This is a genomic window from Rugamonas apoptosis, assembly GCF_014042355.1.
Classification (GTDB): Bacteria; Pseudomonadota; Gammaproteobacteria; order Burkholderiales; family Burkholderiaceae_D; genus Rugamonas; species Rugamonas apoptosis.
Window position 1 is genome coordinate 1 of sequence record NZ_JACEZU010000019.1, and the last position, 13,942, is coordinate 13,942.

The 13,942-nt window shown below is 58.7% G+C and carries 10 protein-coding genes, 2 pseudogenes and 1 riboswitch; of the genes and pseudogenes, 7 read left to right on the top strand and 5 right to left on the bottom strand.

Annotated features, from left to right (window positions below):
* Positions 1–2,761, bottom strand: a 2,761-nt coding sequence (locus tag H3H39_RS26150; RefSeq protein WP_182157330.1) for a beta strand repeat-containing protein, incomplete at its 3' end; no start/stop codon positions are given.
* 103 nt (positions 2,762–2,864) lie between these two features.
* Positions 2,865–2,941, bottom strand: a riboswitch (cyclic di-GMP riboswitch).
* Between the two features lie 190 nt (positions 2,942–3,131).
* Between H3H39_RS26150 and H3H39_RS28120 the strand changes: the two are divergent.
* The 5 genes and pseudogenes from H3H39_RS28120 to H3H39_RS26175 all read left to right on the top strand — a co-directional run.
* A pseudogene (locus H3H39_RS28120) lies at positions 3,132–3,557 on the top strand (transposase); the annotation flags it as partial.
* A 29-nt stretch (positions 3,558–3,586) separates the two neighbouring features.
* Positions 3,587–3,766: a hypothetical protein gene (locus tag H3H39_RS28125; RefSeq protein ID WP_229218325.1), complete on the top strand. Its 180-nt coding sequence runs from the start codon at positions 3,587–3,589 to the stop codon at positions 3,764–3,766.
* A 295-nt stretch (positions 3,767–4,061) separates the two neighbouring features.
* Positions 4,062–4,370, top strand: a complete 309-nt coding sequence (locus tag H3H39_RS26165; protein ID WP_182157333.1) for a hypothetical protein — start codon at positions 4,062–4,064, stop codon at positions 4,368–4,370.
* Positions 4,367–4,675: a hypothetical protein gene (locus H3H39_RS26170; RefSeq protein ID WP_182157335.1), complete on the top strand. Its 309-nt coding sequence runs from the start codon at positions 4,367–4,369 to the stop codon at positions 4,673–4,675. The genes H3H39_RS26165 and H3H39_RS26170 overlap by 4 nt, the downstream gene beginning before the upstream one ends.
* A 48-nt stretch (positions 4,676–4,723) precedes the next feature.
* A complete protein-coding gene (locus tag H3H39_RS26175) occupies positions 4,724–4,876 on the top strand; it encodes a hypothetical protein (RefSeq protein WP_182157336.1) in 153 nt (50 codons plus the stop codon).
* A gap of 595 nt (positions 4,877–5,471) precedes the next feature.
* Here H3H39_RS26175 and H3H39_RS26180 read toward each other — a convergent pair.
* The 4 genes and pseudogenes from H3H39_RS26180 to H3H39_RS26195 all read right to left on the bottom strand — a co-directional run bounded on the left by H3H39_RS26180 (position 5,472) and on the right by H3H39_RS26195 (position 12,462).
* Entirely contained in the window at positions 5,472–7,163 is a 1,692-nt protein-coding gene (locus H3H39_RS26180; protein ID WP_182157337.1) for a methyl-accepting chemotaxis protein, read from the bottom strand.
* 200 nt (positions 7,164–7,363) lie between these two features.
* Positions 7,364–7,705 (bottom strand): annotated as a pseudogene (locus H3H39_RS28130) (methyl-accepting chemotaxis protein); the annotation flags it as partial.
* Between the two features lie 309 nt (positions 7,706–8,014).
* Entirely contained in the window at positions 8,015–8,506 is a 492-nt protein-coding gene (locus tag H3H39_RS26190) for a hypothetical protein (protein WP_182157341.1), read from the bottom strand.
* Positions 8,507–8,574: 68 nt separating this feature from the next.
* Positions 8,575–12,462 carry an LPD7 domain-containing protein gene (locus H3H39_RS26195; protein WP_182157343.1) on the bottom strand — a complete coding sequence of 1,296 codons (3,888 nt, stop codon included), beginning with the start codon at positions 12,460–12,462 and terminating at the stop codon, positions 8,575–8,577.
* Positions 12,463–12,757: 295 nt separating this feature from the next.
* Here H3H39_RS26195 and H3H39_RS26200 point away from each other — a divergent pair, with 295 nt between their 5' ends.
* Both H3H39_RS26200 and H3H39_RS26205 read left to right on the top strand, forming a co-directional pair.
* Positions 12,758–13,264, top strand: a complete 507-nt coding sequence (locus H3H39_RS26200) for a hypothetical protein (RefSeq protein ID WP_182157345.1) — start codon at positions 12,758–12,760, stop codon at positions 13,262–13,264.
* Positions 13,261–13,941 (top strand): hypothetical protein, encoded by a 681-nt coding sequence (locus H3H39_RS26205; protein WP_182157346.1) that lies wholly within the window; start codon positions 13,261–13,263, stop codon positions 13,939–13,941. The genes H3H39_RS26200 and H3H39_RS26205 overlap by 4 nt, the downstream gene beginning before the upstream one ends.
* Position 13,942: the final 1 nt, after the last annotated feature.

A 13,942-nucleotide genomic window follows, 5' to 3' on the forward strand; every position in this document is an offset into this window, starting at 1 on the left:
CGGCATCGTGGGTGTTGCCGGCCACGTCGGTGGCGCGCACGATGACGTTGTTGCCGCCTTCGACGGCGCTGAAGCTGCTATTCCAGGTGGTTCCGCCGTCGGTGCTGTAGCTGAGGGTGGCGCCGGTTTCGGCGCCGCTGACGGCCAGTGTGCCGACGTTGGTGATACCGTCGCTGCCGCTGGAGCCGCTGTCGTGGGCCAGGGCAACCACGGGTGCCGCGGTCGCGGTGTCGAGGGTGAAGGTGAAGGCCGCGGCATTGTGGGTGTTGCCGGCCACGTCGGTGGCGCGCACGATGACGCTGTTGTTGCCTTCGACGGCGCTGAAGCTGTTAGTCCAGGTGGTGCCGCCATCGGTGCTGTAGCTGATGGTGGCGCCGGCCTCGGTACCGCTGATGGCCAGTGTCCCGACGTTGGTGATGCCGTCGCTGCCGCTGGAGCCGCTGTCGTGGGCCAGGGCAACCACAGGTGCCGCGGTCGCGGTGTCGAGGGTGAAGGTGAAGGCCGCGGCATTGTGGGTGTTGCCGGCCACGTCGGTGGCGCGCACGATGACGCTGTTGTTGCCTTCGACGGCGCTGAAGCTGTTAGTCCAGGTGGTGCCGCCATCGGTGCTGTAGCTGATGGTGGCGCCGGCCTCGGTGCCGCTGATGGCCAGTGTCCCGACGTTGGTGATGCCGTCGCCGCCGCTGGAGCCGCTGTCGCTGCTCAGCGCGACGACAGGCGCCGCGGTCGCGGTGTCGAGGGTGAAGGACAGGCTCGATGCCGGGCCTGTGTTTCCGGCAGCATCGGTTTGACGGACTTGCACGTTGTTGACACCTTCGATAGCGGTAAAGCTCTCCGTCCAGTGCGCGCCGTTGTCCGTGCTGTAGGCCAGGGACGACCCAGCTTCCGAGGTAATCGCCAACGTACCCACGTTGGTGATACGGTCGTTACTCGAACTGCCGGAGTCGGTCGCCAGGGCCAAGCCAGGGGCGCTTGGAGCAGTGGCATCGATCATCGCAGTGACGGCACCGGTGGCGCGGCCATTGCCAGAGGTATCTGTGGCGGTCGCGCTGAAACTGTGCAGCCCATCGGACAATGCGGTCGAGGTGAGCGACCAGGTGTTGCCGCTTATGGTTGCAACGCCAAGGTCACTACTTCCATCGAAAACGTGCACCGAGCCCACGCCTACCGTATCGCTGACAGTGCCGGATACAGTCACGGTGTTATCGCGGGTCAAGCCACCGCTGCTGATGGTCGCAGTCAGACCGGTGTTGGTGCCCAGCGTGGTGTTAATGGCGACGGTCGGCGCTACCGTATCCTGAACTGTGATCTTAAATGTTTCGCTACTAGTGTTGCCAGCTATGTCCGTTGCGCTGGCCTGGATTGTATGCGTGCCAAGGCTAAAAATATCGCCAGAGTGAACTGTCGTCCCAGCTTCGGTGAACGTAACAGCATCACTGCCGTCATGAGTATCGCTGGCCGTCGCGGTAAAGGTGACCGCCGCACCGTTATGGTCGGTGGCTTCGGCGACCTTATCAGAAACAGCCGTTAACGTCGGCGAAGCGGTATCGACCGTCGCCGACACGGAAGAGCTAACCGAGACATTACCCGCAGCATCAGTTGCCTTTGCGACGAAATTATGTGCCCCATCCCCCAATGAGCCGCTGGTAAAGGTCCAGTTGCTGCCATTCAGAACTGCCGCGCCAAGATCAGTAGCGCCATCAAAAATATGCACCGAAGCGACACCATTGGCGTCACTGACGGTGCCAGACAGCGCCAGCGTATTGTCCTTTGTCACTCCGTTGTTGACGATCGTAGGCGTCGCCCCAGAATTCGTGCCTATCGTGCCGCTCAACGTTATGGTGGGCGGCGTAACATCCACGTTCGCTGTCACGGCCGATGAGGTCGTGGCATTGCCAGCGGCGTCTGTTGCAGTTGCTGTAAGACTATGATTCCCGTTACTCAGCGCCGTGGTCGTAAACGACCAAGTGTTGCCATTGATGGTCGCCAGTCCAAGATCTGTCGCGCCATCAAAGATATGGACATTGGAGATATTGGTATCCGTAACCGTCCCTGACAGTCCCAGCGTATTGTCCTTGGTCAGACCTCCGCTGGAAATGGTGCTTGACTGCCCACTATCCGTATTGATGGTGTTGCTCATGGTAACGCTTGGCGCAGTCGTATCCACTGTAGCGCTCACCGCGGAGGTGGTAGTCGTATTGCCTGCGCTATCGGTGGCCTTGGCTGTGAAGCTGTGCGTCCCGTTAGAGAGCGCCGTCGTGGTAAATGCCCAGTTGCCGCTTGTCACGTTCGCGGCGCCAAGGTCTGTCGCACCGTCAAAAATATGCACCGATTGGATGTTCGCATCGCTTACGGTGCCGGATAAGGCCAGTGTGGTGTCTTTCGTCACTCCACCGCTTGAGATGGTTGTCGTCGCACCCGTATTGGTGCCAATGGTGCTGCTGAAGGTCGCGCTGGGCGCGATGGTGTCGACTGTGAAACTGTGGGTCACGGTAGCTGCTGTGTCGCCAGTAGCAGAAACTTGCTGCCCACCTTGCGCCAAGTTAGCAACAACATTTGCGGGAATGGTCACAGTCCAACTGCCATTCTTTTGCGTGAGCGGAGCGGAGAAGTAGTTCGTGCCGTTTAGTGTGACGGTAATGACGGTACCCGCCGGCATTGCGCCACCGGTCCCACCCGAGATCACCAGCGCGGTGCCAGCTTCGGCAGCGTTCAAATAATCATCACCGGTAATCGCGTTTATACTGATAACTTCAGCCATGGCACTTCCTCCTTATTAATGCCCCCGGAAGTGCTGCGCACCTTGGCGCCACAAGCAGTAGGCATTGCACGTTGTAAAGTTGTACTGGACTTTGTTACGTCAACTGTGCAACCCGGCTATCTCAGGAGGAGATCCGTGGCTTTCCGGCCCAGCATCGCTGCTGGTGTGGCAGGACAAGCGTTGTTTGCATGTGGAAAGTGGTATTAGAGTAGTTATTATTGTGATATTCAAGCGGACTGTAAAGCAAATTTCAGTGCCGAGGATTAAATTGAATTTCCACAATGAAACGTGTTGTTTTTAACGATGTGACAGGAAAATTGACACCCGCAAAATACCTGGCGTGAGACTGTTGAACGGCTCTGTGGCACAAATTCCCGCCAGCGGCGCCCGAGTCGATGCGCGGGTAAACCGGCGCGATGCACGTACGGCCAAACCTAAATATCAAACGACCAACTGGAAGGAGTACAACGCGGCGCTGAAGGCGCGTGGCTCGCTGCTCGTCTGACAGAACCAAGACATGTTCTGGCACGGTAGTGCCAGTGGCAAGCGTGGGTGCAGCTGGAGGTGCAGCGAGGCGGCGATTTAATTTTGTCTATCTATCAAGGGATTGTTCAACCTGGTGTTGCAGCAGGCAATGTGCAAGGCGTGAAGCTTGGGCAAGCTAGCCGGCCTGGATTGGGCGGCTCATGATTTCGGCACCGTGAGCCGCCGAAAAAGGCATCTCGCCGTGACGATTACGGCGAGTGGGACGACATGGCTTTACCTGCTGGTTGACAGTGTTGGCATTAAGATGTTGGATGCTGCGGGATCTAAATGGGGGGGGGAATGTCAACTAAAGATGACTGTGTGCTACTGCGGATTTTGCAGGACTATCTTGATAATGTGCCAGCCATGGATCGCAATCCGCATGCGCTTGCATTGGTCTGCAAGACCTGCGCCGAGGAACAGGGACGTCCCGACCTGGCAATGGTATTTGAGTTGATTAGTAACTTAACTTTACATTAATCTCCTGTGTGGTATGACAAGTACGGCGACCCGACTCAGCCCAACCCGGCACTGCGGAAACGCTATTAAACCGTTCCAATCAGCCATGTGGGTGATCACCCTGCCACCCTGCGCCAGGGGGGCGTTTACGAATCTGGGCAACAAGCCGGACAACTTGAATAGCTAAAACCCTTCAAACATGTGGCTGGTTCCGGCTGCGTTCAATTGTCCGATCCACGATTTGATACCGGGCGGTGCTGTCCAAGGCCTGCTGGCCGAGCCTGTGTTCAACAACGGTCGATTTGCCAAGTGTTGCATGGCCCAGGGACTTGGATTGGGCACCAGCGATTCCGTGGCCGCTGTCGCCAACGGCCAGCCGGTCGCCGTCAGCAATGGCGAGTTCCGTGTCCCTGCTGCCGTCGTACAGGCGCTGGGCCGGGACTTCTTCGATGAACTGGTACGGAACTACCACCAGCCCACAGGCAAGCCCAACGCGCCGATGCCGACCAGCGCCGCGCCGATCCCGCTGCAAAACGGCGACTACATCATCTCCTCCGATGTCGTGGCCGCGCTGGGCCAGGACTTCTTTGAAAGACTCATCGCCCTGTATGGAGGGCAGTCTTGATCGATATATCGTCCCTGCCGCAAGACCCCGAGCTGCGCCAGCTCTACCTTGAAGTAGACCTGGGCGAGGCCATGCGGGCGTTCATGCGCACCACCGTGGGCCAGTACCTGCTGCGCCGCAGCGAGGAAATGCGCACCGATGCGCTAGCCGATCTGGTGGACGTATCGCCCATCGACGCCGAGGCCATCCGGGCGCTGCAACCGGTCATCAAGCAGGCCGATACACTGCAAGTGTGGATTTCGGAAGCCACCGAGGGCGGGCGCAATGCCGCCTCGCAGCCGGAAAACGGCGAAGTACCAGGATAGGGGGCAGCGGCCGACATCGCCCAGCACCAGCAATCGCGGTGGCAGCGCATGCAGGTGCTGATCACCAAGAAAACCCTATCGAAGGTCAAAACGTCCTTCGGTTCACACTTGATGCTGGCCCGCAAACGCGAGCTGCCCGCCCTACGTACCGAGCGTGCCGACCCGGACAGCCAGGTTCAGATGCCCCTGTTCGTCCTCTGATGGAGATGCCAATGGGCTTGGCATTGCGGGCCGGACGCGGGGCGCCGACGCCGTGGGCGACGTCTACCCCGTCAGGGGGAGAGAAGGTGTTATATGGTTCATGGTTCTTGGTTAGTTACCGATCCGGTAGGGTCTGGGCTGTTGTAGCTAACCGGCTTGGTACTTGGTTGGTTCCGTTTGAATAGATGGTGACTTGGCACGGTTCCTGTGTTTTCTCGCCAGCTTGATGACAGCGCTAGCCTAGGTCACGTCGGCGCTGGCATAGTGCAGGCTGTAGGCCACCACGACGGCGATGGTGTCATGCGACCCTGCGGTCAGGTTATCGGCGCCGATTGCTGACGCTGGCTACTCCGGTCACCGCTGCTGTGCTGGTCATGGTCACGAAAATATTACACTCGCCGTCAAGATTTCCAGCGCAGTAGCTGCGTTCGCCTGCATGGCGTCGGTCGTCTCAGTTGTTGACATTTACCACTCATAGGCCGCCGAAAACACCTGTAAAACTTATCGCCATCTATGAACAGCACGGACTCCTTCAAATTTGTAGGCCCTTGAGGAACGCGATTTGGTTAATTTAATTCCTACTTAGCAAAATTCCTCAAAACTCTTCCCAATCGCCGTTCTTGGCACTTTGGGCAGCCATCCGCAATGCGCTGGCCGGCTTGGCTCCGCTCGCTACACGGGCTACCGGCTTGGCCGCCGGCGGTGTCATGCGCCGCTTGGCCAGGCTGCTGGCCTTCGCTAGTATGCCGTCCAGTTTGAACACGCCCACCGCCTGCTCCAGCTGCCGCGCCTGATCCTGCATGGATTGAGCAGCTGCGGTCGCTTGTTCCACCAGCGCCGCATTCTGCTGCGTAGCGTTGTCGATCTCGACGATGGCCTGGTTGATCTGTTCAATGCCTGAGGTCTGTTCCTGCGTGGCCGAGCTGATCTCATTCATGATGTCACTCACGCGCTGGATGCTGGTCACGATTTCGCCCATAGTCGAGCCGGCCTGGTCGACCAGCTTGCTGCCAACAGCAACTTGCTCGACCGAGCTGTCGATCAGGTTTTTGATTTCCTTGGCTGCCGCAGCGCTGCGCTGGGCGAGGTTGCGCACTTCGGTTGCAACCACGGCGAAGCCGCGGCCCTGCTCGCCGGCGCGCGCCGCTTCCACTGCCGCGTTCAACGCCAGGATATTGGTCTGGAAGGCGATGCCATCGATCACGCCGATGATGTCCGCCATCTTGCCGGACGACGCATTGATGCCGCCCATGGTCTGCACCACCTGCGCCACCACATCGCCGCCTTTGCGCGCCACCTCGCCAGCCGATGCCGCCAATTGGTTGGCCTGGCGCGCATTGTCGGCGTTCTGCTTGACGGTGGAGGTCAGTTCTTCCATCGACGACGCCGTCTCTTCCAGTGAGCTGGCCTGCTGCTCGGTGCGGGCGGACAGGTCGAGGTTCCCGGCGGCGATTTCCGCCGATGCGGTGGTAATGGTGTCGGTGCCGCTGCGTACCTTGCCGATGATCTGCTGCAGACTGATGCTCATGACGCGCAGAGCCTCTAGCAGACGCCCCGTTTCATCCTGTGAGGTCACTTCGATCTCGCCCGTCAGGTCGCCGCTGGCGACACGTTGCGCCACTTCCACGGCTTCCTGTAACGGCACGGTAATGGCGCGCACGATCCACCAGCCGGCCCAGGCGGCCAGGATCAGTCCCACGGACAGGGCGACGATGCAGCTATTGCGCACCGTCCGGTAAACCTGTTGCGATTGCTCGTACTGGTCGTGCGCCACGTCGAGCTGCAGCTTGATCAGCGCATTGCCTTTTTCGCGGATGGTCATGAAAAGCTTGGGCAGGCGTTGCACGATAATGTCAGTGGCGGCCGGAATGTCGCCGCTTTGCAGCGCGGCTGTGGCCGGCTGTACGCCTTGTTCCAGATACTTTTGGCGGCCAGCGGAAAATTCCTTGGCCAGGGCTTTTTCTTCGTCCGTCAACGAAGTGGCTATGTATTCGTTCCAGGCCTTGTTGATCGCGTCGCTGCGCTCAAGGACGTCGACCGTTGCCTGCTTGTGCGAGGTCGGATCCTGCAGCAACGTCTTGGTCAGGTCCGCCTGGTTGCGCAGCACGGCGCGCAGCACGAAGTCGAGCTTGCCCAAGCTGACCAGGCGGTCGTCGTACAGTGATTTCATGGCGTTGTTGGCATTGCCCAGAGAGATAACCCCGATCAGGCCGCCAACGATCAGTTGCGCGGCCAGGAAGGCTAGCACTGCTGTCAGGCGCATTTTAATGGTGAGGTTGCGTAACATATATGTTCTCCTTAGGCGGCCAGGCGTCCGGGCGGACAAATGGTCTATGTTCTTAGAATTCAATTCCTGTTGACAATATGCATTTGGTGAAATTACTGCCTCGATGGGTAAAGTGACAGGCCTTGCCCATGCAGCACAGGTGTGGAATTATCGTTCACAAATACATCAAACAAAAAAATTTGGTCTGGCCGAAAACGGTGTTATTGCTGTTCCCATTCCACGCAATTGGTCCGTGCCGAGTCAACGTTAGCGAGGCGTCTCGAACTGGACACACCGTTATAGCTTGCGGTTCGTTTTCTCCCAAAAGCAACCACTTCGGAGCGAACGGCAGTCTTCGCTTGATGTTGGACATGAAAGACCGAAACGGCGCGAGGCAACTGCACCGCTTGCTCGTCGAGGCTGGCAGCCGCAGCCTGCTCGACCAAGGCCGCTTTCTGTTGTGTTCCCTCATCCATATCCGTTACTGCCTGGTTGACCTGTTCGATACCCTCGCTCTGTTCATGACTGGCCGAGGCAATCTCATTCATGATTTCCGCTACCCGCTACCCGCTACCCGCTACTCGCTGCACTGACTGAATAATTTCCGACATGGTCTGGCCGGCGTTGCTGAAAAGCGGTTACCTGTAAGTAGTGGACAAATACTAGCATTTCCTAGTGGAAATTATCAAATTCCACATTACTTGATATAAAAGCGATTCACTTCACATTTCATGCCAATTTCTTTACATTTGATGATAGCGCTTAGTTGCGCTCGCACGCGGCAGTTCGGTCGCAATTGAACTCGTCCACGGACTGAGGGGTATGTACTTCAGAATTTTGAAATGGCATAAAGCAGTCCACCATCACCACCCTTAATGCCAGATAGCACGCCACAAATCGCTCGCGGTAGTTCCCAGCGTGGTGCTGGGTGTGGTGGGAACGATGGGTATCGCTCCGCCTGGATCGCCAGGGGAGGGCGTTGGCGAGGACGAGCCTGGCAAGCTTGGCCACGCTGGCAAACCAGGCAGGTCTCCGGTTCCGGCACCGCCTGGCGTTCCTGGAATTGGCACGTCCCGTAGCCGGTCGATGGCGACCGTGCAAGCCCTTTCAATCACGCTGTTGAAGATATCGGACAGCGACGGGAAGGTCGGCATGACGTTGATCGTGGTGATCCCGCTGACACAACGTCCCACGGCGTCGGATGACTGGCTTTCCTTTTGTTCGACGCGTGTCGCCGCGCCTTCGTCCCGGCTGTAGCCGGTCCGGCTTCCGGCCATCGCCGCCGTCTGGCTACGGCAGGTTGTCGCTGATACGTCCGAAAAAATCAGTAACGTTGCGACAAGTACGGGGAGGTGACGTTTCATGGTGGCTCTCCAAAGTCTTTGCGTTGAACCCGCGATTATTGGAACGGTCGCGCGAAGGGGAGGTGATCCTATCTGGCCGCTTGGACGTTCGCTGTCCAGGTCTGTTGTCGCATGTTCGATACTTGTTCTGGGAGCGGAACCATTGTCGAAGTAAGGCCCAGTTGCCGGCGTAAGCCGTCGTTCGGGGCCAGGGTGACCTTGGCATCAATGATCTGGCGCCCTAGTTCGAACCTGAGCATACCGTGCTCGCCATCTTTGCCGGATTCATTCGCTGGCAGCGCGAGACCGTAACCGACAGGTGACCATGTTGTGCCAGCCTCCGTGCTAGTCGCCGCAAGCACCGGTAGTACGCCCGGTGACGGGTCGTGCGGCTTTGTCTGCAGCAGAACGACGACATGCTTGATGGTTGGGCCGACCTGTGCGAGGCCTTGCAGGTATTCCTCGCCACCACGCGTCAGCGACAACGATGGTGTGAGGGGATGCCCGCCTAGACTTCCACCGGTGACGACCGGTGTCATCATGCCGGGAACGAGCCCGCGTGCGGGCCCCCACAAGTCCTTGAGTCCATCCTTATAATTGGCGTTCCGTGTATGCCCTTCTTCGTCGACATACGAGACCAATTCCGGCGCGGAGAGCGGCCCCAAACGGTCCACCTGTTTGAGAAGATCTGGCGAATCGCCAACGTAGCGTTGGATGTACGATATTTGCCGCTCCCACCAGGCAGCCGGCCGGATCACGATAGAACCAGTTTGCTCACGCTCGGTGGACGCAACTGAGTTCGATGGCTTGTGCGCACGGTCTTTCACTTCAACCTCCCATTGATTCCGATACGAAACTCCCTTTACGATGCCCCGAATATTTCCGTTCCGGCCCAGGTCTGGTTTATCAACCTGTACGGCTCGCCGTCCCAGATTCTGCAAAATGACGTGTTCGCCTTCGGCGGCGCCTGAAGCACGGATCGCGCGCGCGAGATCCGTGCCCCAGGCCGTATGCTGTTTGCCGTCGCTATTGCGCAGTTCGACAAAATAGTTGGGCTTTCCCCCCAACGTATTCTTATAGGGCGCATTTCCATGGCGAAGTAACGTACCCTCGAGCCGATTGATGGGGTGCTCGTCCGGCGCTACCTGCACGGCTTGCTCGGCTGAGACGGCTGAGAGGCGAGCGCCACCTGGAGGTGTATCAGCGTATCGATCAAGCGACGTGGCTTTGTTGAGTATCTTGATATCCCAGGCGTTGCGATGGGTGTTGATCTCGCCCACCTCGACCAACTGGCCTGCCAGGTCGCGTTCATGTTGCTTCACCGTCACCGCTGTTTTACCTGCATGTTTGAGCGCTATGACGTCTCCAATATCAACCGCCGCCGCTCCAATAGCCCGCTCGAGCTCCTTGCCCCAGATGGTCAGTTCGTGGCCGTCTCCTTGCTGCAGGGTTGCGAAATAATTTTCGAGGTTGTCCTCATCGAATTGATATGGCGCACGGCCATAATTGACCACTTTTCCCTTGAAGCCCTCCGTTTTTTTCCTTTCCTTCTCTTTGACGGTTACGGCATGCTCAGTACCTGCCTTTTTCTTGGACGGTTGGCTCGCGGGCGCGGTTTGAATATTCTGCGCATTCGATACACGCAACTCCGTGTCATCCAAGCACGCCGCGGTTGCGGCGTTTGACCGCTCGAACCGCTGTTCCAGCATGCCATCGACTTTCCAGCGCCTGTTCTCGCCGTGCGGTGGGCGGCTCAAATGGATATGGTCGCCATTGCGCAAGTCAAGACCGATGGTCGCCGGATCGAGTTCCGATCCCCAGGCCACGCTCCGTCCGCCAGTACTACTCTGGATTTCCATGAAATAGGATGTCTGGTTGTCCGGTATGTGTTGGTACGGGGCACGCCCGAGGCTGACGAGCGTGCCATCCAGAACTTCCTCTGCGATGGGGGGCGTGGAGGCCTGGGGCGCGGGCATTTGGGCGGTTATTTCAGCCGCCTGCGGCGATGGTGCTGGCGCGGGTGTCGATACAGGGGACTCGTTTTGAGGAAAGTCGATGGGCTCGGCCGGGTGTTGGGGCGTGGCAGCCGGGAAATTTGTGCTGCCGGTGGCGGCCAGCATGTCGCGCATCATGGCGTCCTGCTCGGGGTTTCTCAGCCGCACGTCGAGTCGATACTTGACGATGATGTCCAGCGCCGTGTTCTTGAACGCCGCGTCGCCCGTCAGTTCGAAGGCGCCGCCGTATTTCTCTTTTGCGAGCAACAATGCTCCAAGGATGGCGCGTTCCTGCTTGTCCGCACCGTTGACCATGAGCAGTTGGTCGCCGTGATCGACGAAGGCGTCGGCGCCTGCGACTTGGTACAGCACAGTTCCATCGGCCCGAACTTTGTAGCTCATCTCATCAAGAACCTTCTTCTTGGCCAATGCATCATCAAAGTCGTTGTAGTCCCCGTCTCTGGCTGGCACGATGCCGTTTCGCGTCAGGAGAATCGGCCTGGTCGCTGACGTCGTTTCATTCTCTATTTCGAGAGGTGTATGCTCATGTGGTGCCGTCGACACGCTGACGGTCGCAGCGTTGACGGAAGTGAGTGGTTGGAGTTCGGGGCCCGTTTGCGGGCGGGGTGGTCTAGCGAGCTTGTTCCCTCGTGCGTTGGCGACCGCGACCGCTATATCTTTGTAGTCGGCACGCCTCAAGGTGCTGGCGATGGTCGCGCTGATCTCGAGCACGTGCAATGGATCAAGGTGCTTGGTTTTATCGGCAATGTACGGTGCCAGCGCGGCCATCCGCCCTTTGCTGCCGAGGAGGGCCTTCAGTGTCGAGGGAGAACGCCTGACCTCGGATTCAACGCGCCAGGCTTCGTGTCCGATGTTCATTTCGATGAACCTCGCCACGTCGGCGGCTTGCGTTTCGATCCGGCACAGACGCCTGACTTCCGCTGCGCCAGCTGGATCTGGTGGCGCGATGGTTGGATCCTGGCTAACTGATACAGCCTGAGAAGATGGGAGCGCGGCAATAGTTGTTGGGATGGCATCGTCGCTGGTGGCACCGTCCTGGCGTCGCGCAGTGTTGTCGTCGCCAGATGAATGGACATACGGAGGTTCGGTCCGCGCCGGTTCGCGCTCGTTGGTCTCGATTCGATTCACCTGGACCGATCCGATGTGGCCGTTGACGTCCAGCTGAACTTCGATCACCTCGCCGATATCGACTTTGTTGTCCTCGAAAGACGGAACCAGCGGGCCATTGGCCAAGTATTTTTGGCGGCCGTCCGCGGTTTCGATTTCGACGTAGAAGATGTCTGTTGCTTGTTCATCATCAAAGCCGAAGGCCATGACTCTGCCCTCGACCGAGCGCGCTGCTGACGGGCTGGCATTGTCGGCCGCTGACGTTGCGCTTGGGCCGGGGTGTGTTATCTCTGGTTGGTGCATAGCGCCCTGGCCAAAGGTGTTCCTCTGCGATTCCAGGCGGGTGGCGATCGTCGTTCCCTTGCGGATCACGCGCTCGGACATGCTTTGGATGGAGTTTCTTCCGTACTTGAACTCCTGGCTGCTGTATGGGAGCCCAGGGTTCGCACCGGCTTTGAGCAGCGCTTCCGATAGTTGCAGATGTTCTGCACTTTGGCCCAATAAGGAGGAGTGCAGCGCGGTCTCGCCAGGCATACCCCAGGCGTGCGGGACATCCTTGTACGGAGCGTCGATGTGTGCGCCCGCTTTTGCCAAGGCGGCGACAACGGTGGGGCTCTTGGCGAAGTGGATGGGGGCCATGCCACGTTCGGCGGCGGGTAAGGACGCGTAGGCGTTCACGTCGGCCCCTCGGTCGATCAGTGCGGACAGAAGTTCCAGATTGTCTGAGGCGACGGCTTCGGAAATAAGCGGTATGCCGTTGATTTTCAAGTCGGCCTGCACTATACCGTCGCGCACGGCGCGGACCAGCGTATCGGGGTTTGTGGCCAGGTAATGCGCGATCTCTTTGGTATTCATGTTACCCCCAGTAGTTTGTGGGTGTGCCGCCGCGCCCGTGTTTGATGCCGCGAGGACGGTCGCCTTGCCGGCGCGATCGTTGCGTAACGGTGGAGGCCTCAATTAGCCAACTACATGTTCGACACCGCTGGGCTCCCACGGACCGGGAATCGCGTATAAAATGAAAAAAGAAACTGGTGGAATTCGCATAGACTATGCTATACAAAATGAATGCACATGCGATCACTTTGGCTTCAAGATTCGATTTAGATCAAACATGCCATCGGTTCTGTAGCTCACTATCTGGAATTTGCTCATGACCGACAAGAACTCTCCAATTTGTGGTGCCGACCTTGAGCGCTGGCGTCTGGCCAATGGTCTGACAATGGCATCGGCGGCCGACGCGCTGGGCCTGCAAACTGTCCGCTGGTCCGAATACACGAACGACAAGAACGCCGCCTTGCCGATTCCGGATCCCGCCGTGGCGATCCTGTTGCAACTCTATACGCGCTTCCCGGATTCGTCGCCCATCGCGCGGTCTCTCGATATACGCGAATTCAGCGAGGCGCTCGGGTTCGAGGGGAGTCGGGGTGACGTCGTTCATTTCGCCGCCCTGATCGGCCGATCCAAGGCGTCCGCTCACCGATTGTTGCGACAGAACGGCACGCCGGGCAGGCCGACGATACGTCTGGCCGATGCGATACGTAGACTATCTCTGACCAAGGAGGAAGCGCTACGTGTGCTGACCCAGGTGGTGGAGGATGTTGGTTCGCGCCAAGGGCGCCCCGATGTGCTCGAGCGTGGATGGGAGGGGAGCGAATGAGTGCTCACGCCAACGCTGACGGCCCGACGATTGAGCTGTCCACCGTCCACTTCTTCCATGGTCCGGCGCCACGGGTCGTTTCACTCAAGGGCTGCAGCCTGCCGATGTGTGAGGCCATGCCGGGTCTGATGTGCGGCTTCTATGGCCGCCAGGCCAAGCAGGATGGCTTCATGGCCGCATACGCTTACGCGCAGCTCAACAACCTGGATTTCACGGTCATCGATTTTCATGTGAGGCTGACTTCGCCGATCAATCCGGTGAAGATGAGCATCGACGAAGTCGGGTCTCATGATCTTGTATCCCTGGCACAGGCGCGTCGTGAATTATGGAAGACCATCGATTTCCTGATCAAGGATGACACCGATGATGATGCCGGCGGGGCGAACCTGGAGACCGACGGCAAGCTGCTGTTGCTTGATAGGCCAGGCCTGATTTCTCGGGTTACCGATAACATGGCGTTCCAACACGTCAAGGTCATGGCGTTTGACAGCCGCACGTTCATCAGTCCGCGCACCTTGACGGTCGGTGTCGTTCCCTTCAGACATTGGGATGCGATCACGCACGCCACGTGCCGGCTCAATCCGACCACCCAGGTGCTGCTGGATTCGCCCATTCGGCAGGAGAAGCCAAGGCCACCTGCGCTCGCGCCGGCGCCGGCGCCACGCAGCCGCGCATAGG

Bases quoted from the DNA above. Each gene is read 5' to 3' on its own strand.
- H3H39_RS26175 (WP_182157336.1), top strand. From the start codon at position 4,724: ATGCAGGTGCTGATCACCAAGAAAACCCTATCGAAGGTCAAAACGTCC.
- H3H39_RS28125 (WP_229218325.1), top strand. From the start codon at position 3,587: ATGTCAACTAAAGATGACTGTGTGCTACTGCGGATTTTGCAGGACTAT.
- H3H39_RS26190 (WP_182157341.1), bottom strand. From the start codon at position 8,506: ATGAAACGTCACCTCCCCGTACTTGTCGCAACGTTACTGATTTTTTCG.
- H3H39_RS26195 (WP_182157343.1), bottom strand. From the start codon at position 12,462: ATGAATACCAAAGAGATCGCGCATTACCTGGCCACAAACCCCGATACG.
- H3H39_RS26205 (WP_182157346.1), top strand. From the start codon at position 13,261: ATGAGTGCTCACGCCAACGCTGACGGCCCGACGATTGAGCTGTCCACC.
- H3H39_RS26165 (WP_182157333.1), top strand. From the start codon at position 4,062: ATGGCCCAGGGACTTGGATTGGGCACCAGCGATTCCGTGGCCGCTGTC.
- H3H39_RS26200 (WP_182157345.1), top strand. From the start codon at position 12,758: ATGACCGACAAGAACTCTCCAATTTGTGGTGCCGACCTTGAGCGCTGG.
- H3H39_RS26180 (WP_182157337.1), bottom strand. From the start codon at position 7,163: ATGTTACGCAACCTCACCATTAAAATGCGCCTGACAGCAGTGCTAGCC.